General features: G+C 67.5%; 19 protein-coding genes and 1 tRNA gene. 7 read left to right on the forward strand and 13 right to left on the reverse strand.

What is annotated here, in order from left to right:
* Positions 1-4 precede the first annotated feature (4 nt).
* The 3 genes from BWQ92_RS07010 to BWQ92_RS07020 all read left to right on the forward strand — a co-directional run bounded on the left by BWQ92_RS07010 (position 5) and on the right by BWQ92_RS07020 (position 4,697).
* Positions 5-910, forward strand: a complete 906-nt coding sequence (locus BWQ92_RS07010) for a hypothetical protein (protein WP_076798884.1) — start codon at positions 5-7, stop codon at positions 908-910.
* A gap of 251 nt (positions 911-1,161) precedes the next feature.
* Positions 1,162-2,610: a glycosyltransferase gene (locus tag BWQ92_RS07015; RefSeq protein WP_076798885.1), complete on the forward strand. Its 1,449-nt coding sequence runs from the start codon at positions 1,162-1,164 to the stop codon at positions 2,608-2,610.
* Entirely contained in the window at positions 2,607-4,697 is a 2,091-nt protein-coding gene (locus tag BWQ92_RS07020; protein ID WP_076798886.1) for a glycosyltransferase family 39 protein, read from the forward strand. Before BWQ92_RS07015 ends, BWQ92_RS07020 begins: the two co-directional genes overlap by 4 nt.
* Before the next feature lie 2 nt (positions 4,698-4,699).
* Here BWQ92_RS07020 and BWQ92_RS07025 read toward each other — a convergent pair whose 3' ends face one another.
* The 4 genes from BWQ92_RS07025 to BWQ92_RS07040 all read right to left on the reverse strand — a co-directional run bounded on the left by BWQ92_RS07025 (position 4,700) and on the right by BWQ92_RS07040 (position 7,366).
* Positions 4,700-5,380 carry an HAD-IA family hydrolase gene (locus BWQ92_RS07025; RefSeq protein WP_076803566.1) on the reverse strand — a complete coding sequence of 227 codons (681 nt, stop codon included), beginning with the start codon at positions 5,378-5,380 and terminating at the stop codon, positions 4,700-4,702.
* 45 nt (positions 5,381-5,425) lie between these two features.
* On the reverse strand, positions 5,426-5,803 hold the full coding sequence (locus BWQ92_RS07030) for a VOC family protein (RefSeq protein ID WP_076798887.1): 378 nt from the start codon (positions 5,801-5,803) through the stop codon (positions 5,426-5,428).
* A gap of 81 nt (positions 5,804-5,884) precedes the next feature.
* On the reverse strand, positions 5,885-6,520 hold the full coding sequence (upp, locus tag BWQ92_RS07035) for a uracil phosphoribosyltransferase (RefSeq protein WP_076798888.1): 636 nt from the start codon (positions 6,518-6,520) through the stop codon (positions 5,885-5,887).
* 12 nt (positions 6,521-6,532) lie between these two features.
* Complete coding sequence (locus BWQ92_RS07040; protein WP_076798889.1) at positions 6,533-7,366, reverse strand: phosphatase PAP2 family protein; 834 nt, start codon at positions 7,364-7,366, stop codon at positions 6,533-6,535.
* Between the two features lie 60 nt (positions 7,367-7,426).
* Here BWQ92_RS07040 and BWQ92_RS07045 point away from each other — a divergent pair, with 60 nt between their 5' ends.
* Entirely contained in the window at positions 7,427-7,945 is a 519-nt protein-coding gene (locus BWQ92_RS07045) for a nucleoside deaminase (RefSeq protein WP_076798890.1), read from the forward strand.
* Between the two features lie 17 nt (positions 7,946-7,962).
* On the opposite strand, the gene BWQ92_RS07050 is transcribed toward BWQ92_RS07045, so the two are convergent.
* From BWQ92_RS07050 to BWQ92_RS07065, 4 genes are read right to left on the reverse strand one after another with little or no spacing between them, the layout of a single operon-like run.
* A complete protein-coding gene (locus tag BWQ92_RS07050) occupies positions 7,963-9,189 on the reverse strand; it encodes a DNA glycosylase AlkZ-like family protein (protein ID WP_076798891.1) in 1,227 nt (408 codons plus the stop codon).
* Between the two features lie 4 nt (positions 9,190-9,193).
* Positions 9,194-10,366, reverse strand: a complete 1,173-nt coding sequence (locus tag BWQ92_RS07055; protein WP_076798892.1) for a glycosyltransferase — start codon at positions 10,364-10,366, stop codon at positions 9,194-9,196.
* Positions 10,367-10,373: 7 nt separating this feature from the next.
* Entirely contained in the window at positions 10,374-10,772 is a 399-nt protein-coding gene (locus BWQ92_RS07060; protein WP_076798893.1) for a 6-pyruvoyl trahydropterin synthase family protein, read from the reverse strand.
* A gap of 3 nt (positions 10,773-10,775) precedes the next feature.
* Positions 10,776-11,816, reverse strand: coding sequence for a zinc-dependent alcohol dehydrogenase (locus BWQ92_RS07065; RefSeq protein WP_076798894.1), 1,041 nt, complete (start codon positions 11,814-11,816; stop codon positions 10,776-10,778).
* A gap of 137 nt (positions 11,817-11,953) precedes the next feature.
* On the opposite strand from BWQ92_RS07065, the gene BWQ92_RS07070 reads away from it, so the two are divergent.
* Positions 11,954-12,043 (forward strand) — tRNA-Ser (locus BWQ92_RS07070).
* A 68-nt stretch (positions 12,044-12,111) separates the two neighbouring features.
* On the opposite strand, the gene BWQ92_RS07075 is transcribed toward BWQ92_RS07070, so the two are convergent.
* The 5 genes from BWQ92_RS07075 to BWQ92_RS07095 all read right to left on the reverse strand — a co-directional run bounded on the left by BWQ92_RS07075 (position 12,112) and on the right by BWQ92_RS07095 (position 17,810).
* Positions 12,112-12,618 (reverse strand): hypothetical protein, encoded by a 507-nt coding sequence (locus tag BWQ92_RS07075; protein ID WP_076798895.1) that lies wholly within the window; start codon positions 12,616-12,618, stop codon positions 12,112-12,114.
* A 46-nt stretch (positions 12,619-12,664) separates the two neighbouring features.
* The gene (locus tag BWQ92_RS07080) at positions 12,665-12,895 is read right to left on the reverse strand and encodes a helix-turn-helix domain-containing protein (protein ID WP_172411550.1); all 231 of its coding nucleotides are present in this window, start codon (positions 12,893-12,895) and stop codon (positions 12,665-12,667) included.
* Positions 12,895-13,482 carry a hypothetical protein gene (locus tag BWQ92_RS07085; protein ID WP_236783138.1) on the reverse strand — a complete coding sequence of 196 codons (588 nt, stop codon included), beginning with the start codon at positions 13,480-13,482 and terminating at the stop codon, positions 12,895-12,897. The genes BWQ92_RS07080 and BWQ92_RS07085 overlap by 1 nt, the downstream gene beginning before the upstream one ends.
* A 654-nt stretch (positions 13,483-14,136) precedes the next feature.
* Entirely contained in the window at positions 14,137-14,511 is a 375-nt protein-coding gene (locus tag BWQ92_RS07090) for a hypothetical protein (RefSeq protein WP_076798898.1), read from the reverse strand.
* 131 nt (positions 14,512-14,642) lie between these two features.
* Complete coding sequence (locus BWQ92_RS07095) at positions 14,643-17,810, reverse strand: efflux RND transporter permease subunit (RefSeq protein WP_335633103.1); 3,168 nt, start codon at positions 17,808-17,810, stop codon at positions 14,643-14,645.
* Between the two features lie 452 nt (positions 17,811-18,262).
* Between BWQ92_RS07095 and BWQ92_RS23840 the strand changes: the two genes are divergently transcribed.
* Entirely contained in the window at positions 18,263-18,946 is a 684-nt protein-coding gene (locus BWQ92_RS23840; protein WP_172411551.1) for a DUF4232 domain-containing protein, read from the forward strand.
* 159 nt (positions 18,947-19,105) lie between these two features.
* Positions 19,106-20,596, forward strand: a complete 1,491-nt coding sequence (locus tag BWQ92_RS07105) for an FAD-dependent oxidoreductase (RefSeq protein WP_076798900.1) — start codon at positions 19,106-19,108, stop codon at positions 20,594-20,596.
* Positions 20,597-20,708: the final 112 nt, after the last annotated feature.

Genomic DNA, 20,708 nt, shown 5'->3' on the forward strand with positions numbered 1-20,708 from the left:
CACCATGTCTGAATTTAAGGATCAGGCGCGCCCTGAACGCGCCTCGCACGAGTCTGACCGCACGACGTCACGCCCCGCCAATTCCCGGCACCGCGCGGAACCGGCCCGTCCCACCACTGCATTCGGCCGCTTCGCCGCAAGCCTTCCGTCCTTCGGGCGCCGGGCTGCCGTCCTGACCACTGCCGCCGCCGTGCTCGTGGGCGTCGGCGCCGCAGGGCAGGCGGCTGACCAGGTAACGCCCACCGCCGCCGGGACGTCTGCCACCGCCGACGCCGGCCAGACGCTGAGCTTCGACAAGACGCTCATCTCCGCCCTGCCGGCCCCGTCCGCGGCGTCCGTCACGCCGCAGTCCGCCCCCAAGGCCACCGAGGCTACGAAGGCTGCCGCCGCTAAGGCTGCTGCCGCCAAGGCTGCCGCTGCTAAGACTGCCGCGGCGAAGGCCGCTGCCGCCAAGACGGCCGCCGCCAGGAATGCCGCTGCCGCCAAGGCTGCTGCTGCCCAGGCTGCTGCTGCCCAGGCAAAGGCCGCCGCTGCCAAGGCTGCTGCCGCCAAAGCTGCCGCCGCCAAGGCGAAGGCCAAGGCTGCTGCCCCTGCTGCCGTGAATGATCCCGCCGGTGCGCAGGCCTACGCCGCCAGCAAGCTCGGCTCCTACGGCTGGTCCGCGGACCAGATGCAGTGCCTGAAGCGGCTCTGGACCAAGGAATCGGAATGGCGCACCACGGCCACCAACCCCAGCAGTGGCGCCTATGGCATCGTGCAGTCGCTGCCTGCCGAGAAGATGGCGAGCTCCGGCGCGGACTACCGCACCAACTACCGCACCCAGATCAACTGGGGACTTGGCTACATCAAGGAGCGCTACGGCTCCCCGTGCGGTGCGCTGAACTTCCACCTCGCCAACAACTGGTACTGACCGGTTCCCGCGGCCAGCCCGGCTGACGGCGAACAATTCTGCACCGCTTTAGGGTGACCGGCATGGTTGCCCAGGGCCCCGGATCCGCCAGGATCCGGGGCCCTTTTGCGCTGTCTTCGGCTCCCCCGCGGCCGGCAAAGCGGTGCAGAACTGCGGCCGCCCTCGTGCAGGGAATCGTGCAGGAACTCTTCCACAGCCCCTGCACAGCTTCGCCCTAAAGCCCTCATAACAGCGGCCTCCACTGTTGATGCATGACCATCACCGACCAGGCCTACGGAACCCAGCCCCACCCGCGGCGGCAGCCCATCGACACCTCCAGCGCGGCACCGGTCCTGGACGTGACCATACCGGTCTACAACGAGGAACGCGACCTGGAGGAATGCCTGCGCCGGCTGCACGCTTATCTGAGCGGCGCGTTCCCGCACTCCTTCCGCATCACGGTTGCGGACAACGCGAGCACCGACGGAACGCTCAAGACTGCCGAGCGGGTGGCCCGGGAACTCCGTGAGGTCAACGTGGTGCACCTTGAGGAGAAGGGCCGCGGCAACGCGCTGCGAAAAGTCTGGCTCGCGTCGCCGTCACCTGTCCTGGCCTACATGGACGTGGATCTCTCCACCGACCTTGCCGCGCTGGGCCCCCTCCTGGCACCGCTGATCTCCGGGCACTCGGACCTGGCCATCGGCACGCGGCTGACCCGCAACTCCCGGGTGGTCCGCGGGCCGAAACGCGAATTTATCTCACGCAGCTACAACTTCCTGCTCCAGTCGCTGATGGGTGCCCGCTTCAGCGATGCGCAGTGCGGTTTCAAGGCCATCCGCGCCGACATCGCCCAGCAGATCCTCCCGCACACCGTGGACACTGCCTGGTTCTTCGACACCGAACTCCTGGTCCTCGCCGAACGGTGCGGCCTCCGCGTCCATGAAGTGCCGGTGGACTGGACCGACGACCCCAACTCCAGCGTGGACATCGTCCAGACGGCGCTCGCCGATGTCCGCGGCATGGCCCGGCTCAGCAAGGACATGGTCACCGGCCGCATCCCCGTCGGCGAACTCCGCGCAGCCCTGGCCCGCGGCCCCTTCCCGGCAGCTTCCCGTAGCCAGGAACAGAGCCCCGGTGGGAGCCTGTTCGGCCAGCTGGTCCGGTTCGGCGCCATCGGCGTCGCCTCCACCGTCGCCTACCTGGTCCTCTTCTACCTTTGCCGCAACCTGATGGACCCGCAGCTCGCCAACCTGCTGACGCTGCTCACCACGGCGGTGGCCAACACCGCAGCGAACCGGCGCTTCACGTTCGGCATCACCGGCAACAGCGAGGTTGCCCGTCACCACTTTGAGGGGCTGCTGGTTTTCGGGATCGGTCTGACCCTCACTTCCGGCGCGCTCGCCCTGGTCCACAGCGGCGCCCTGCCGGGAGGTACGACGCCGGACCGCTGGCTTGAGCTGGCGACCGTCACCGCCGCGAACCTCGCGGCCACTGCACTGAAGTTCCTGCTGTTCCGGCTGTGGGTTTTCCGACGCCGGCCAACCCCTCCGGCAGCTCCTGCCGCCTCCGCCACCAACGCTCCCGCAGCTCCTGCCGCCTCCGCCACCAACGCTCCCGCAGCTCCTGCCGCCTCCGCCACCAACGCTCCATCAGATCCTGCCGTTTCCGAGGCATCCCTTCCGCAGTCATCGCTCCCGACCACAGAAATGACCCAGTCATGAGCACCACCGCCACTCCCCCAAACCAGACAGCAAACGAGCCGATGGCCCCGGCGGTACAGAGCCCGGCCGCGCCCGAGGTTCCCCGCCGGACCGCCCAGGAGCGAACCCGCCGGAGCGGCAGGGCATCCCGGATCCTGCTGGGAAACCAGCCCGGCTGGATCCGCCCCTCGGCGGCAGCTCTGCTGGCGTTCACCGCCATCCTGTACCTGTGGAACCTCGAAGCCACGGGATACGCCAACTCGTTCTACGCTGCAGCCATCCAGGCGGGCACGAAGGACTGGACGGCGCTGCTGTTCGGTTCCCTCGACGCCGGCAACGCGATCACCGTGGACAAACCGCCGGCGGCGCTGTGGGTTCCTGCCCTTGCGGGCAGGATCTTCGGGTTCTCGCCGCTGAGCATGCTGGTGCCGCAGGCACTTATGGGTGTGGCCGCCGTCGGACTCCTTTACCTCACCGTCAAGCGCATATCCGGCCCGGCGGCCGGACTGCTCGCCGGCGGCGCCCTGGCGCTGACCCCCGTGGCCGCGCTGATGTTCCGGTTCAACGACCCCGACGCTCTGCTCACCCTCTGCCTGGTGCTGGCCGCCTACCTGACCACCCGCGCCATCGAACAGGCAGGCTCGAAATGGCTCGCCGCGGCCGGGGCAGTGATCGGCCTGGCCTTTCTGACCAAGATGCTCCAGGGCTTCCTGATCGTTCCCGGCCTCGCCCTGGCGTATCTCTGGGCTGCCCCCACGAGCATCGGCCGGCGTTTCCTGCACCTGCTCGCGGCGGCAGGCGGCATTGTGCTCGTGGCTGGCAGCTACATCGCGCTGTTCCAGCTCACGCCCGCGTCCGCCCGGCCCTACATGGCGGGGTCCGAGACCAACAGCTTCCTTGAGCTGACCTTCGGCTACAACGGCCTGGGCCGCATCATCGGCTCCGGAGCCGGCTCCGGCGGCGGTATGCCCGGCGGAGGCGGGATTCCCGGCGGTGGCGGCATGGGCGGAAATGTCGGCTTCGGTGGTGCCGCGGGGATCACCCGCATGTTCGGGACCAGCTTCGGCGGCGAGGTGTCCTGGCTGCTTCCGTCGGCCCTGATCCTGCTCGGTGCCGGCCTGTGGTTCACCCGCCGTGAGGCACGCACCTCCCGTACCCGCGCAGCCCTGGTCCTCTGGGGCGGCTGGCTGCTGGTGACCGCCGGCATCCTGAGCTTCATGAGCGGCACCGTCCACCCGTACTATGCTGTGGCGCTGGCTCCGGCGATTGCCGCGCTGGTGGGCATCGGTTCCGTGGAACTGTGGCGCGGCCGGGCCTATTTTCCCGCCCGGATTACCCTGGCGGTCACGGTCATGGCCGCCGCGGTCTGGTCCGCGGTGCTTCTGGGACGCGACGCCGGCTGGCTGCCGTGGCTCAAGGTGGCCGTGGTGATTCTGGGCGTGCTGGCTGCCGTCGCGCTGCTGTTCCGGCTCGACTCGTTCCAGGCCATTCCGGCCCGGCTCCGTAAAACGGCGACGGCAGCCGTCGTGGTGGTTTCGCTGCTGGCCGGCGCCCTGGGCAGCGCTGCGTGGACCTTTGCCACGGCAGGCCAGCCCCACTCCGGATCGATTCCGACGTCGGGCCCCGCCGCATCCGCGATGGGCGGACCGGGGGGCCAAGGCGGACGCAACTTCGGCGGACTAACGGGTCCCGACGGCGCAATAGGTCCCGGCGGCGGTGCCATGGGTCCCGACGGCGGAATGGGTCCCGGCGGCACAATGGGTTCCGACGGCGCCGGCACGGCGAACTCCGAACTCACCGCGCTGCTGAGGGCAAGCACCGCCAAATGGTCCGGAATTGTTTCCGGCGCAAGCCAGGCAGCCAGCCTGGAACTCGCCTCCGGTAGCAGCGTGATCGCCCTGGGCGGTTGGAACGGCGGGGACCCCTATCCCACGCTCGCGCAGTTCCAGGAGATGGTGGCCAACGGCGAGATCGGGTACTTCATTTCCGGCGGCGGAATGGGCGGAGGCGGCGGACGCGGCGGAAACTCCGAGGTGGCCACCTGGGTCGCCGCCAACTTCGAGGCGCAGACGGTCGGCAACTCCACCGTCTACAAGCTGACCAAATAGGGCTACAGCTGCAGGGAGATGACCCGGCGCCCGTCCTCGCCGGCTTCCACCAAAGCGGTGACGGCGGTGTAGTCCGGAATGTGCAGCACCCCGTCGGGAAGGACGCCGGTGTTCGGACCAACGGCAATGGTCCGGATGCCGGCGGCCACTCCTGCGGCGATGCCGGCGGGGGCGTCCTCGAACACCACCGCCTCCGACGGCGAAGCCCCCAGCAGGGACGCGCCGAGCAGGTAGCCCTCGGGGTGCGGCTTGCCGTGGGACACGTCCTCGGCGGTGACCATCGCTGCCGGCAGCTCCACCCCGGCCGCTGCCATCCGGACGGTGGCGAGGTCGCGGGACGCCGACGTTACCAGTGCCACGGCGTCGGCCGGCAGGGACTCGAGCAGCCGTAGGGCACCCGGAATGGCGATGATGCCGTCGGTTTCCGTCAGCTCCATCTGGCCCAGTTCGGCGGCCAGGGCGTGGATGTCGGCGCCCTCCGGAGCGAAGCGGCGGACTGTATCCAAAGCCTGGACGCCGTGGGATGTGCGGAGGATTTCGGCGATATCAAGGCCGTAGCGGCCGGCGAACTCTGTCCACACGCGCTCCACGATGGCCGTGGAATCCACGAGGGTGCCGTCCATGTCGAACAGGACCGCGCGGGCTGTCAGCGTGATGGTGGCGGACTCGGCGGGAAGGCTCATGGCTTCCATCCTGCCTCATCCGGATCGCAGCGTGCCGTTTGTGACTCAGCCGTTCGGCCGGTGGGGGATGTACTGCACCGCCCACTTGTTCCCGTCGGGATCGGCAAAGTAAACAAAGTGGCCCCAGTCCTGGATGTCCACGTCGCTGACATCCACCCCGTTCGCCTTGAGCTGGTCGTGCGCGGCATTGATGTCGCTCACCACGAGCTGAAGGCTGGGCGCTGTCCCCGGAGGAGCATCGTTGAGACCCTCCCCGATCGCAATCGAGCAGCCCGAACCGGGCGGGGTCAGCTGGACGAAGCGGATGCCGTCCATGGGCCGCTCGTCGTAGTCGGCATTGAAGCCGACCTTGTTGACGTAGAAGTCCTTGGCGCGGTCCACATCGGACACCGGGACGAAGACGAGTTCAAGTTTCCAGTCCATGCTGCACAGGCTAGCCGGGGCGCCCGGCGCGCCGGAAGAGCTGTGCGGGAGGTGTTAACTCCGGGTCCGCGCGGGCGGGGCCTAACCGGCGATGCCGTAAAGGCGGTCACCGGCGTCGCCCAGGCCCGGCACAATGTAGGCCTTCTCGTTCAGCTTCTCGTCGATGGAGGCAAGGACGATCGTGACGTTGGCGTCCTTGAGTTCCTCCTCCAGCTTGGCCAGGCCCTCCGGGGCGGCCAGCAGGCAGATGCAGGTGACCTCGGCGGCACCGCGCTTGAACAGGAACTTGATGGCCTCGCGCAGCGTGCCGCCGGTGGCGAGCATGGGGTCGAGGACGAAGATCTGGCGCCCCGAAAGGTCGTCCGGCAGGCGCTCCGCGTAGGTGATGATGTCCAGGGTTTCCTCGTCGCGGGCCATGCCCAGGAAACCCACTTCGGCTGTGGGGACCAGCTTGGTCATGCCCTCCAGCATGCCCAGCCCGGCGCGCAGGATGGGCACCACCAGCGGGGTTGGCTTGGTGAACGCGGTGCCCACCGTGGTGGCAACCGGCGTTTCGATGGTGACCGGCTGGGTGCGGACATCGCGCGTGGCCTCATAGGCCAGGAGCGTCACCAGTTCCTCGGTGAGCTGGCGGAATACCGGCGACGGGGTGTTCTTATCCCGCAGGACGGTGAGCTTGTGGGCGACCAGCGGATGGTCCACGACGAGTGTGCGCATTGGTCAAAACTATCACCCGGGGCCTGGTTCCCCGCCCCTGGCGCCTGCCGCTCCCCCGGCATCGGGAGTGCCCTGAAGGCGCTCCGCCCGGTCGGCCTTGCTGCCCTTGATGTGGGCCGGATGCTCGAACGTGGGTGCGGGGCCGGCATGCTCCCGTCGGCGGATGACGTGGAACAGCCGGTGGGCCAGGATCACGACGCCCATCCACGCGGCCCCGATCAGCCAGGCGGCCATCACATCCGTCAGCCAGTGGTGGCCCAGGAACACGCGGCTCAGTCCCATGGCGATGATGAACACCGCTCCTGCGATGATCACCCACGTCCGGGCCGAGGTCTTCCGGAACTGCAGGCACACCAGGTACACGATGATGCCGATTACCACGGTGGTGTTCAGTGTGTGTCCGCTGGGGAACGACGGCGAGAATTCGAACGGCGGGACGGCGTCGACGTGGTCGGGGCGGGTGCGGCCCATCAGAGTCTTGCCCACGCTGGTGGCAGTGACGGAGACTGCCGCCGCGCCGCCCACCAGGATGAGGGGCCGCCAGCTGCGGCTGGCATAGATCAGCCATGCCACGAGGATGCTCGCCACGATGGGCATGCCGATGCCCCCGCCGACGTTCGTAAACGCTGTGACGGCTGAATCGAGTCCGGGGTTCCGGTATTCCTTGGCCAGTTCGAGGGCGGGTTTGTCCAGTCCCGAGACGCCGTCCTGGTCCACCACGCTGTTGTATACCTCGGCACTGAGCAGCGTCAGGGCAACCACCAGGACGCCGCCGATGATCAGGGTGATCCACAGGGCCGCGTAGGGCCCGAGCCACCTGCCGTACCTCTCAGTCAGGGACTTCATCGCTACTCCCGGCGCTTGCGTTGTCCAATGCTAAGTATCCTTAGAACCTATCATTGACCCATGGCCCCGGCAGATCCGCAACACTTGGAATGGATGGGCCTTGCCCTCAACGAAGCCCGGCGGGCCCTGGCCACGGAGGACGTCCCGATCGGCGCCGTCGTCATCGGTCCGGACGGGACTGTCCTGGGTACCGGCCGCAATGAGCGCGAGGCCCTTGGCGACCCCACCGCGCATGCCGAGGTGGTGGCCATCCGGGAGGCCGCCGCGAGGCTGCGCCAAAGCGCTGCCCGCAATGGCAGCAGCGGCGACGGCTGGCGGCTGGAGGACTGCACGCTGGTGGTGACGCTGGAACCGTGTGCCATGTGCGCCGGGGCTATTGTCCTGGCCAGGATCCACCGCGTGGTGTTCGGAGCCTGGGACGAGAAGGCGGGGGCTGCGGGCTCCGTGTTCGACATTCTGCGCGAGCGCCGCCTGAACCACTGGGTGGAGGTCTATGCCGGCGTGCAGGAGGAGGAATGCGGCGGCCTCCTGCGGGAGTTCTTCGCAACGCACCGCACCGGCAGCTCGGCACTCGGATAGCTCACCCGCCGGGCCAGCTAATCGGCGGCGGCGTCCAGCGCGTCGATCCGCGCCTGCCGCGACGCCGGCGAATCCAGGCTGAAGGAGCGGAAGTCGCCCAGGTCCTCCCGGATCCATGCCTCAACCTCGGCGATGCGCTGTTCGACGGCTGGCGTCCTGCCGGCAAAGAGCCAGGCTGCGATCCTCTCCCTGCCCGGATCGTACTGCCACAGTCCGATGATCCTGCCCCGGTCAAAGATGGGGTGGTCCGGCAGGTCAGGCTGCAGCGCCAAGGTGGCGTTCAGGAGCTTCCGGTCCCGGTCCTCCCCGGCAAACAGGTCCGCCGCGTTCCGCCGGTGCAGCACCAGCGAATCGGTGCCGGCCAGCAGCTGAATCTGCTCCCCTTCCGGCGGGCTGAAGTCCGCCAGGCGTTCGACGTCGGCCGGCAGCATCCAGAGCACGTCGCCGGCGGCGGTGGGAACCTCCACTGCTCCGACGGCGGCGAGCGCCGCCCTGCTGTCGGTGAGGGTGAAGCCGGTGAACCACTGGGTTTGCCTGACGGTGGCGCCGCCCGTCCAGCCAAGGTAGCGCCGCATCAGTTCCTCGCGGGCACCTTCGGGACCGAGCCGGCTTGGCGGCAGGCCCCACGGCGTGTACGCGTAGCGCTGCTGGTCCAACCGCCCGTTGAGCGGAACACGGCGGATCCGGCCGTCGGCCTGCAGCAGCCCCAGCGCGGTGGGCAGCGTCGTGGCGGCACCTTTTTTCTTGCCTTCCTCGCCCAGGTTCCGCACCGACTCCCCGAGCTCCTCCTTGAGCTGCCGCGGGTCCAGCGGACCGTCTGCTTCGGCGAGGACGTGGAGGATCTGTTCCTCCAGCAGCGTGATCTCGCCGCGGTCCACGCCGAGCCTGGCCAGCACCCGGAAGGCCTCCTCAGCGTTCTTGCCCAGGCTCAGCGCCCAGTCGAAGTCCTCCCGGCCCAGCACGTAGGTGCAGCCGCGGGCGGTGGGCAGCTCATGGATCTTGAGCTCGCGGACGTCACGGTCCACCTGCCCGCGGCGGATTCCGGCGCGGGCGAAGAGCGTCAGGTAAGGATTGGCGCCGCCCACTGACCTGGCCCAGCCGGCGGTGGCGAGCACCTCCTGCGAGGTGCGGCCTTCGAGTGACCCGTCCAGCCCCTGCCGGTGCCAGGCCCAGGCGCGGAGCAGTTCCGGAGTGAGGGTTGCCGCGGTTTCCAGCGGGCGGGCGGGCACAACGTGGGTAGCCATGGCCTCATTCTCCATCAGCAGGCCGGTGCGAGGAATGGCTGCCCGGCGCCGCTTCCGGCGCCACGTAGCCGAGCACCCGCCGTGCGGTGGCATCCCAGCCGGGCAGCAGTTCCCTGCCGGCCAACGCCCGCCGGCGCCATTCGGCACGCACCGAGGGATCCGTGAGCCAGCTGCGCAGCAGGGCGGCCAGCGGTTCCGGGTTCCCCTCGGCAGATTCGCTGGCTTCGCCGCCTGTGGTGTCCGGACCTGCCGGAGCACTGCCCAGTTCGACGGCGGCACCTGGCAGGGCGGGCTCCGCCCCATTCCCGTGGCCTGGCTGCGGTTCTGCCCCCTGGCCCAGCGCCTCCACTGCCCCGGTGCCGGCACGGACGATGACGGGCACCCCGCGGGCTATGGACTCGGTGACGGCCATGCCGAAGGCCTCCACCCTGGAAACCAGCAGGCTCAGGTCCGCGGCGAGCCACTGCTGCTCGAGGGCATCGCCGGTCAGTTCGCCCGGGAGCTGCACCCGGCCGCCCAGCCCGTGCCGGTCGACCGCCGCTACGACCTGGCGGGCATAGTCCGGGTCCGCCGTGGCCGAGCCGACGAGGGCAGCGGTCCAGTCCAGGTCCTTGAGCCGGGCCAAGGCGGCGAGGAGTATCAGCTGGTCCTTGTTGGGCAGCAGAGCCGCCACGGCCAGCAGGTGCGGCGGCTCGGAACCGTGGGCCAGCGGGCCGCGTTCGGTTCCGGGCAGCGCGGCGCGGACCCCGGACAGGCCGTGCCGCCGGGTGATCTCGGCTGCGGCCGAACCGCTGGTGCAGATCACGCCCGCCGCCGCCCGAAGCGAGCGGGCTTCGAGGTCCGGGTGGTCATCCAGGGGCATGTGCATCAGGACCCACGGCGCCTGGCCGCCGGCGGCGGCGGCCTCCATCGCTTCGGGGGCGCCGGAGGCCACCAGGCCGTCCACGATCGTGATGGTCCCGGCGGGCGCCGCGGTTCCGGACGTGAGCAAGCCGGCCAGCCGCCGTCGTTCTTCCTTGCTGGCCACCGGCCAGTCGCCGCTGACCGGCTGGATGGTTACCTCGGTTCCCAGTTGCTCCAGGCCCTCCGCCAGCGCGGCGTTGTAAACATTGCCGCCTGAGTTGTGGCGGATGTTGGCGGGAACCAGGAGCCGGATGGCCGGCGGTGTGGGCGGCATGGCGGCCTCAGCGGGGGCCGAACTCGAGGGAGTAGGTAGCCCAGGCGTCGGGGTTTTCCCGCAGGGTGACCTCGATGCCGGCCAGTTCACGGCCGTCTGCGTCCTCCCGAAGGCGCTCCGCGGCGGCGTCGGCAATGTACTGCGCCAGCGCCTCCGTGGTGCTCAGCTTCCCGGCGAAGTCCGGGTGCTCGTCCAGGTTGCGGTAGTTGAGCCCGGCCAGCACCTCCTCGATCATCCCGCCGGCGGCGCCGATGTCCAGCACAATCGCGTCATCGTTGAGGGTACGACGGCGGAACGTCACCTCCGCCACGAAGGTTGCCCCGTGCAGGCCCTGGGCGGGCCCGAAGGCTTCGCGGGGAAGGCTGTGGGCGATCATGAAGTGGCGGCGTACGGTCAGGCTGAACAATGGTTACCTCACGTTTTCGGTCGTTGGGATCTGGTCTTGAATGGAGGGCTTATCGGCGGCCGGATACTCGATCACGTGGCAGAGCGCTTCGAGCCGGCCGTCGGCCAGGTCCTGGACCACGCCCGGCAGTTCGGCGAAGGCGGAGGCGCCCGTGAGGAAGGCATCAAACACCGGGTCCGTCAGCAGGGACACAGCGAGTTCCAGGCGGTCGGCGTTGGTCCGCCGGTGCCGGCGGGCGCGTGCCACGGCTCCGACCTGGCTGGCACGGATGGAGAGCCTGCGGGCATGGAAGTCCTCGCCGAGCGGAATGGTGATTTTCCGGTCGGCGTACCAGGACATTTCGATGATGTCGCCTTCGTCCCCCACCAGTTGCAGGCTGCGTTCCAGCCCGCCTTGGGACGCGGAGCAGTGAAACACGATGTCGCAGTCCGGCAGGGCGTTGTCCGGGTGCGCGAAGTCCACGCCCAGGGCGTCGGCGAGGTCCTTTCGGGCTGGGTCCAGGTCCACCAGCTGAAGCCGCGCGAGGGGGAACGTCCGCAGCAGTGTGGCCACCATGCCGCCCACGAGCCCGGCGCCGATCACGGCGACACGGTCGCCCAGCCTGGGGCCTGCCTCCCAGAGCGCGTTCACGGCCGTTTCCACAGTGCCGGTGAGGACGGCGCGGCGGGGAGGAACGCCGTCGGGAACGCGGGTGAGCGAGGAAACCGGAACCACATAACGGTCCTGGTGCGGATGCAGGCAGAAGACCGTTTGCCCCACCCAGTCCGCCGGGCCCTGCTCCACGACGCCCACGGACAGGTAGCCGAACTTCACCGGTGCCGGGAAGGAGCCTTCCTGGTGCGGGGCGCGCATCTCCTCGGCGATGCAGGGCGGGACGGCGGCGTGGTGGACCACAAGTTCGGTGCCCTTGCTGATGCCCGAATACAGCGAGCGCACCAGCGCCTCCTCCGGGCCGGGGACGTGCAGCGCCTCGCTGCGCAGTTCACCCCGGCCGGGGCCCACGGTCCAATATGCGGTTGCTTCGTTCTGCTGCTGGTTAGTCATCTTGCTTACGAATCTAGTGCCCGGCCCCGATTTCCGGGAAGATGTGTCCCGGCGCGCCTGCCGCTGAGGCCTGTGGCGCGGGGGAATAGCATGCCGTTTTGGGGATGCGGGCCTTGCTCCGGTACCCTATTCAGGTTGGTGACGTGTCCGAGCGGCCGAAGGTGCAACACTCGAAATGTTGTTTGGTGTAACAGCCAACGTGGGTTCAAATCCCACCGTCACCGCCACGTAGCAAGACCCCGGCTCCCTCCCAAAGAGGGAACCCGGGGTCTTTTGCTTTGCCTGCATTAGGGCGTTACGGAAGGGACAGGGAGACGGGTCCTGCCGTCGCGGGACCGCCGCACTGTTCGCTGCCGCCAACGCGCGTCCATGTCAGCTCCACGTCCCGCTGGGCGAGCACCTCTCCCCCGGCATCCAGGGCCCGCACTGTGGCTCGCTTCGGGGCGCGCATAGGCGCGCTGAACTGCCAGGTGCGGTCATCGACTTTCCGGCCGAAGTACGGGCTGTATTCGGTTCCGCCGACGGGCGTTCCCCGTGTTGCAGGGGCAACGGGGATTGCCCGGCCGGGCACGGCTTCTGCACTGGGGGTGACAGTAACCTTCGGGGCCGTCGTCGGCTGCGGCCTGATTGAACACTTCCCGTCCGCACACAACTGCACCTCGGCCACGGCGTCGACCCGTCCGTCCAGGATCACTGTGACTGAGTTGCTCCAGCCGATCGCCGGACAGACGCCGGGGGTAGCGCAACCTGCCGTTCCGGACGCGAGGATCAGGACGAGCGCGATCCCGTGCAGCCTCTTCATGGGCCAAGCATCCCACGGGCCGGCTGTGGCGAAGGTTGCCGTTCTGTCACGTCTTGGAGCGGGTGGTCACGAGAAGGTCCCCCACCTGGCAGTCAAGGACGTCGCAGATCGCTGTCAGGGTAGAGAAACGGATCGCCTTTGCCCGGTCATTCTTGAGTACGGACAGGTTCACCAGACTCACTCCGACCTGCCTGCTCAGCTCCGTGAGTGTCATGCCTCGGGCTTCCAAGAGTTCGTCGAGCCGGCAGTGGATGTCGGAGGAGTCATCTGCAGGCATCAGACCAGCCCTTCAGTGTCTTTCTGCAGCCGGCGGCCGTATTCGAAGACTCCCGCAACCAGGAGCAGGACCATGCCGAGCATCAGCGGCCCTATATTGAACTCCGCCGAGAACACCTGGGCCTCCCCTGCGGTGCGCGCATTGGCGCCGATCATTTCCGCAAGCCGGCTCCGGCCGACCCCATCGAGCACCTGGCCAACGGTACCTGCAAGGGCAAGAATGACCCCGGCTGCCCCGACCAGATGGGCGGACTTCGCCGTGAAGAGGATCCGGCTCTGGAGCCGGTAGGCAAGCAGGAACAGCAGTGCCAGGACTGCCAGGACGCCTACCTGGTTCAGCCCGCCGGCCCATGCCAGGCTTGCCGCAGGCCCGGAAGGCAGAACCGGGATGGTTGCCTCCACTGACGTGAAATGGCCCGTGGCTTCCAGTGCAAGGCCCCTGGCCACTTGATGGGAGGTGGCGACCGGGAGCACCAGCGTCACCGGCCCCGTAAACAGGGCGACAATGCCGGACACTGTCGCTGCGGTTGTCAGGAGTGCCGCGGAGGCGGAGGCAATCATCAGGGCGACCGCGTCAGCTCTCGACACAATCCTCTTTTGCCCGGTCTCAGCGGACGTTCGTTTCAGTTTCATCGGTCCCCCAATTATCGAATTCCGTTAATAACGAATATCGATAACCTAGCCACCTGGGGGCTCCGCGGTCAATCGGACGGACATAGCGGGAGACCGAAGCACCGCCGGTCAGCTCCTACAGCGACGGTAGAGTCAGAGCACGAAGCTGCGGAATTTGGGGGAGATATGCGGATCGAAGGCTGGCACGTGATGTTGTTGCTGGTGATGGTGGTCGTCGCCGTCGGCGTGATTGTCGCGGTAACGCTCATAGTCCGCTGGACGCTCCGATTGACGGCGAGGCGCCACCGGCCGGGCGGGGACTAAAGCCTGGATCCTGCCTGTCACGCCCGGCTGTGTCGTCCAGGGGCGGCGGCCCGCTCATTCCCCGGTTCGCAGAGCGGGCCGCCTACCGACGCTGTAGATCGTGGAGACCCGTTACAGCGACGGTAGAGGGGATAGTACCGCCGGGGGCTTGGGAAAAAGTGACGCCGATTTGAAACCTAAGCAAGCTGTCCATTAGTTTTGACAGGAACACTCCGCATTCCCCCATATGCGGAGCGGTTGCCTAGAAGAGCCCCGCTGCACACGTGCAGCGGGGCTCTTCGTCTAAGGCTGTTACCCGGAACTGGACTACAGCTCTGAACCGGACTTCTGATCAGTGCCGGACTTCTGATCCCGGTCCAGAAGGTTCTTCCTGATCTCGTCCAGTTTCTCCTTGATGACCCGTTCCGCATCCGAGATGGTCTTCCCGGCGGTGCTCAGCGGATCCAGCTGCACGTACACCTCATGCGTCACAGGCAGGTCGTACTCATCCTTCAGGTGCGTGCCGCCGCCAACCCCGTCCAAGGTCAGGTACACCTGGGCGTCAGTGCGGGCGATTCCCGCGATCCTGCCGAACACCACAGTGAAATCGTTCGGCTGAAAGCTCACTGTCTGGCCGATGTGGCTGCGGTCAAGTTCCCCCGCCGTCACGGCCTTCTCATACTGGCTTCCGCTGTAGTTCATCGCTACTCCTCAATCTGGGGGTGGTGACTTACGCCAGCAGTCTATGGCGGAGCGGCGGCACGCGCCTGAATGGTTGCAGATCTTTTCGCTGACAGGAGACACATTAAGGCCAAGGGCAGCAAGAGCAGGGACTATGCCTTCGACACGGTCTGGCGCGTGGCCGGGACCATAGACGAACTCCCCCAGTCCGTGTTGTTGCCCGGACCGATCCGGAGGAAGAGGATCGGCAGAACAAAGAGGGTCAGCAGGGCCGAGGTAATGAGCCCGCCCCACACAACCAGTGCCAGCGGAAGGAGCATTCCGGCGCCTACCGGACCACCCAGGAGCACCAGCGGAACCAGCGCCAGCCCGGTAATCACTGTGGTCAGTACAGTCGGCAGAAGCCGTTCCCCGGCCGCCTTCCGCATGAGGTGGGCCGGCGACCCGTCCGGAGTACGGGACTGCAGCGACTGGTAGGTACCCATCAGCATGACCACGTCCCGGATCGCCACGGCGAGCACCGCCGCCAAGGCCACCAGCACGTAAACGGACCCGAAACCGCCGCCCAGCTCAGCGGCCAGGATGCCGCCGGACAGCGCAACCGGAAGCAGCAGGAAGACCAGCCCCGCGAGCCGCCAGTTGCCGAGGACCGTCAGCAGCAGGACCAGGATGCCGGCTGCCGCCACCAGGGCGAGCCACAAGATAAACGCACTCGCGGCCTGCCGTTCGGCGTACTGGGACGGAATCTCCGCGTGGTACCCCACCGGGAACTGCATTCCCTGAATGGCCGCCTCGACGTCCCGGCTGACGTCGCCAAGGCTGCGGCCCTGGATGTCCGCTACGACGTCCAGGCACCTGGAGGTGTTGTCGTGGTGGATCGCGGACTGGTTCGGGCGGAGCGAGACCTTGGCCACGTCACCCAGCCGCACCTGCCCGCCCTCCGGCTTGTCCACCATCATGTCGGCCACGCTGGTCAGGCTGCTGCGGGTGGCTTCCGTGCCCTTGACGACCACCTGGAAGACCTTTTGCTGCTCGAACAGGTACCCCACCTCGATGCCCTGCAGGACGGTGGCGGCCGCCCGTCTGACGTCGCCGGGCTTGATGCCCTGCTTCTGCGCTGCCGCCAGGTCGACTTCGATTTCCGCAACTGGCTGCTCTACGGTGACGTCCGCGTGCGGCTCCACCACGCCCTGCGTACCGGCAAGGATCTCGCGGACTTCGTCAGCTTTCTGGCGGAGGACATCCAGATCGGCGCCGTACACGCGCACCCGGAACTGGCGGTTGTCGACCGCGCTGGCGGCCGCAACCTGCTTCTCCGGGTAGGTGGTCACCGTCGCCGTCAGGCCCGGGTACCCCCCGACGATTTCCCATACCTCCCAGCGCACGCGGTTCATGTTAATGCCGTCCTCGATGGTCACCCAGAGCTCTCCGGCATTGACGTCGGAGGAAGAATCGGAGGTAACGGCACGTCCCACATGGCCGCCTACGGAGGAAACTCCGCGGATTCCGCTGAGCTCTTCGCTGGCGTTAGTCATTACCCTGTCCATCACGTCGGCCCCGGTGCTTGCCGCGGCTTCCCATTCGATGAGCAGGGTCCGGTCAGGAACAGCGGCCACAACCGGCAGGTCCTTCGTTGCGCCCGGGATCATCACAAGTGCCGTGACAGCCAACGCCGCCGCGGTAAGGGCGAACACTGTGGCAACGGTTCCCGTAAAGGCCCGCGCCGAACGCTCGTAGCCGAGCCTGGCCCTGCGGACCAGCGGCAGGGTGCGCCGCGGAGGCCTGTGGTGGCCCCGCACCAGCAGGCTCGCAAGGGCCGGAGTGACCGTCAGGGCGATAAGCATCGCCACCGCCGTCGCCAGCAGATAGGACAGCACCAGTGGCTTCAGGAACGCCCCCTCAACACCGGGAACAAACAGTGCCGGTGCCAGTGCCAGCAGGGCTGCGAGGCCGGCGAACAGGACAGCTATGCGGGACCGCTGCAGCCCGTGGGCGAGCAGGACTTCACGCGACACCCGCTCATCGGCCAATTCCCGCCGGAAACTGTGGAGATCGATGATGACATCGCCGATGACAACCACGAGTGCAAGGACCAGGCCCGCGAACGCCATGACGTTCAGAACGGCTCCCTGGAACTGCAGCACCAGCGCCGCAGCCGTGGCCGCCACGGAAATGGAGACCAGGGCCAACAGGGCATACCGCCAGGAGCGGAACACGAGGCCGATCAGCGCGGTGACCATGAGAAGGCTGACCAGCAGGCCCAGGCCCAGACTGCCAACAGCGGACTCAATGAATGAAGCCGGGCGGAAGACGGTGGAGTCCATGGTGATGCCGGAAAGACCTGGACGCAGACCGTCCAGCACCGCCTCAATACCCCGTGTCACATCCGCAACACTCGTGTCCGGAAACTTTTCGATGACCAGCAGCAAGCCGGGCGATGTGCCGGTGACAGCATCACCGATCAGGGGCTGGTGGTCTTCGCTCAGCGTGGTGACGTCGGCCAGCGTGAGGGTCTTGTCGGCTGCGCCTTCGACACTGACCCTGCCAAGGTCTGCCGGCGTCCGGATCGGCAGCACATGCTGGATGCCGATGCGCTGGTTGGCGGATTCGAGGAAGCCGCCAGTGCCCGGAGTTGAGGCTTCCAGGAAGCTGAGCGGGGACACCCAGACCGCGTTGCCGGCGGTCTCGACCACCTGTTTGAGGGTGACGTTCTTCGCGCGGAGCTGCTTCGGATCCACCTGGACCTGCAGCTGCTGTTCGCGATGGCCGTAGATGGAGACGTTAGCCACGCCCGGGACGCCCATCAGCGCCGGCTTAATGTCCCAGCGTGCCAGAACGGACATGTCGATCGGGGACACGGTCCCGGAGCTCATTTGCACCATCATGACGCGGCTTGTGGAGGAGAGCGGCTGCATGAGCACAGGAGGAGAGGAGACGTTGGGCAAAGCGTGCGCCTGGGTCAGGCGTTCCGCAACGAGCTGCCGTGCCCGCAGGATATCGGTGCCCGGCTCGAAAACCATCTCGATGGTTGACAGACCGGGCACCGACTTTGAACGGATTTCGTCGAGCCAGGCCACCCCGTTCAGCAGGTCTTTCTCCATGGGAGAGGTGATGAGCTGCTCAACTTCAATGGCAGACAGACCCAGCGCCTCGGTCTGGATTTCCACATGTGGCGGAGAGAACTCCGGAAGGTTATCCACTGGCATTGAGGGCAGGGCTGTGATTCCGTACCCCAGGATGCCGGCCGCGGCGGCTAAAACAATCAAACGAAACTTAAGACTCCAGCGGACAAGCCAACCGGTCATAACGGCAGCCCCCATCGTTATCAGCTTCGGCGGCCTTGCCGGAAGCCAATGACTGATGCGCCTCTTCAGGAACGTCCGCGGCGGCGTTGCCGCGGACGAGTGCGGAGCTGTCTCCCCTTCAACCCTGCGCGTCCCCTTGCCGGGGGACACTGCTGGCCACGGGGCTGATAATGGACCGCGGCCGGACTCTGAGCGTTACTTCCTTGCCGGCCTTTCAATTCCTGCAAGGTGCGGACAAGCGAGATCAGGATCATTTTGGCACACCGAAAACTGCAGATCAACGCAACTTTTTCCCGAAAAGTGGCCAATTTGCACTACCAAATTGGTTTATCGTTGCATCATTGTCAGTGCGGAACGCTTGTGCGGAACGGCCGGGGTTCCGGCGGGCATGTCACGATCCGGACATCAAATCAGTTTGGCGCCGTGCCTTCGTTGACTCGGGCGGTAACGCCCGCAATGTTAGAGCCATGACGCTTCTGCGAACGAATAAGGGCAACAAAGGACTGACAGGCACGACGGCGGCTGCCGCACTGGCGCTGCTGCTCACCGCATGCGGACCAAGCCAGCCCGCCACGCAGGGGACAACTGAACCGGCAACCGGCTCAGCCACCCCGAGCACGCAGGCCGCCCCCGAAACGTCCGCCCCGCCGTCGTCCCCTTCTTCGCCTGCCCAGTCGCAGCCGGCTACGCCGGCTCCTGGCTCAGCGGCACCGCAGTCCACCGCCGCCGGCACCCAGCTGTGCACGGCCTCAGGACTGAAAGCCACCACTGATGCCACAGGCGGCGGCGCCGCCGGCAGTGTCTACATGGAACTGATCCTCACCAACACAGGCGAGGCGTCCTGCCGCCTGAAGGGCTTCGCGGGTGTGTCGCTGACCAGCGGACCTGACGGGCAGCCAATCGGGGCCCCCGCGCGGCGCGACACCTCGGCGGCAGTCCAGGATGTGCTGCTGGCTCCGGGGAAGTCCGGCACCGCGGTGCTTCGCTACACGCAGGCGGGCAACTACCCGGACTGCACCAAGACCGCGGCCGCCGGGTTCCGGATCTACCCGCCGGAGGACACGGCGTCGCTGTTCGTGGCCCGGCCGTCGGATGCCTGCAGCAACGCCTCCATTGAGCTCCTGAGCATCGGCGCTTTCCAGGCACGCTAAGGCCACCGCTGTGCCGGGCAAACCTGCTCCGTCCTGGCCCTATTCCGGCCCCAACTTCGTAAGTACACTCACGATTACGTCGGGATCCCGCTGGCAGCGCGGGGCCTGCCGCGGGAACGCCCCGCGGCATAGACGCAGGCCAAAGGCAGGTTGAGACACGTGACGTCACTCTGGTTGGACCGCACCGACACCTTCACCAGCGACCAGTTCACCCCCGGCGAGTCCTGCGACACCGTGGTGGTCGGCGCCGGCCTGACCGGCCTGGTCACGGCGCTGCTGCTGGCCCGCTCGGGACAGAACGTTCTTGTCCTGGAGGCACGCGGCCTGGGCGCTGTGACCACCGGCAACACAACAGCGAAGGTCACCCTGCTGCAGGGCACGGTGCTCTCATCCCTGCGGCAGCAATACCCGCAGAAGGTGGTGGACGCTTACGTGGCCGGCAACCGCGAGGGACAGGCCTGGCTGCTGCGGTACCTAGAGCAGCGCGGCGTGCCGTTCCAGATGCGCGACGCCTACACCTATGCCGCCACGCAGCAGGGAACGGAGGCGGTCCGCGCGGAGCTCACTGCCGCCCTCGCCGCCGATCTGGAGGTGGACTACGTCCGGGACGCAGGGCTGCCGTTTCCCATCCGGGGAGCCGTGCGCCTTCCCGGCCAGGCCCAGATCAACCCCATGGACGTGCTCACCGCGCTGGCCGAGGACGTCCGGAGCCACGGCGGCCGCATTGTTACCGGCGTCAGGGTGCGGAACGTCACCGGGGCGGGGCCGTCCACAGTCCACGCGGGCCAAGGATCGGTCCAGGCCGACTCGGTGGTGCTGGCCACCGGTACCCCCGTCCTGAACCGCGGCCTCTACTTCGCCAAACTGAAGCCAAACCGTTCCTACGCCGCAGCACTGGAGCTCGCCGGCAACGCGACGCCGCCCGAGGGCATGTACATTTCCGTGGAGCAGCCCGTGCGGTCCATCCGGGACTATCCGGCGGACGGCCGGCATCTCCTGCTGGTGGGCGGCAACGGGCACCCGGTGGGCAAGGCGCGTTCGGAACAGGCACACCTGGAAAATGTGCTGTCATGGGCACAGCAGCACTTCCCCGGCGCCACTGTTACCCACACCTGGTCTGCGCAGGACTACCAGGCCACCAACCTCATGCCATTCTTCGGCAAGCTTCCCCGCGGCCGCGGACGCATCTTCTTCGGCACCGGCTACAACAAATGGGGCATGACCAACGCGGTGGCCGCATCCCTGGGCATCACTGCGGATATCCTGGGCGGCCAGCTGCCATGGGCCAACACCATCCACCGCAGGGTCACTTCACCTCCGGGCGCGGCCTCAGCCGTTACCCTCAACGCCGGAGTAGCCGCCACGCTGGCAAAGGACTGGGGCAGGGTGCAAAAGCTGCCGCCGTCGGACGGGACCGCACCGGCAGAGGGCACGGGCACCGTGGCGATGCGCGGACGCAGGCCCGTCGCCACCTCCACAGTTGACGGAACCACCTGCAGCCTGTCCGCAGTGTGCACCCATCTGGGCGGAATCCTGCACTGGAACGACAACGAAAAGTCCTGGGACTGTCCGCTGCATGGCTCCCGGTTCACCAGCACCGGGCAGGTGCTGGAGGGGCCAGCCACCCGGGACCTCCCCGCCGCTGAGTAAGGCATGTCTGCCTGATGCCGCCATCGCTGTCAGTGCCGTGAGGCATGATGGAGGCATGCAGTCACAGGAGCCCGCCGGCATGCAGTCACAGGAGCCCGCCGGCATGCAGTCA

It is taken from the genome of Arthrobacter sp. QXT-31 (assembly GCF_001969265.1).
Classification (GTDB): Bacteria; Actinomycetota; Actinomycetes; order Actinomycetales; family Micrococcaceae; genus Arthrobacter.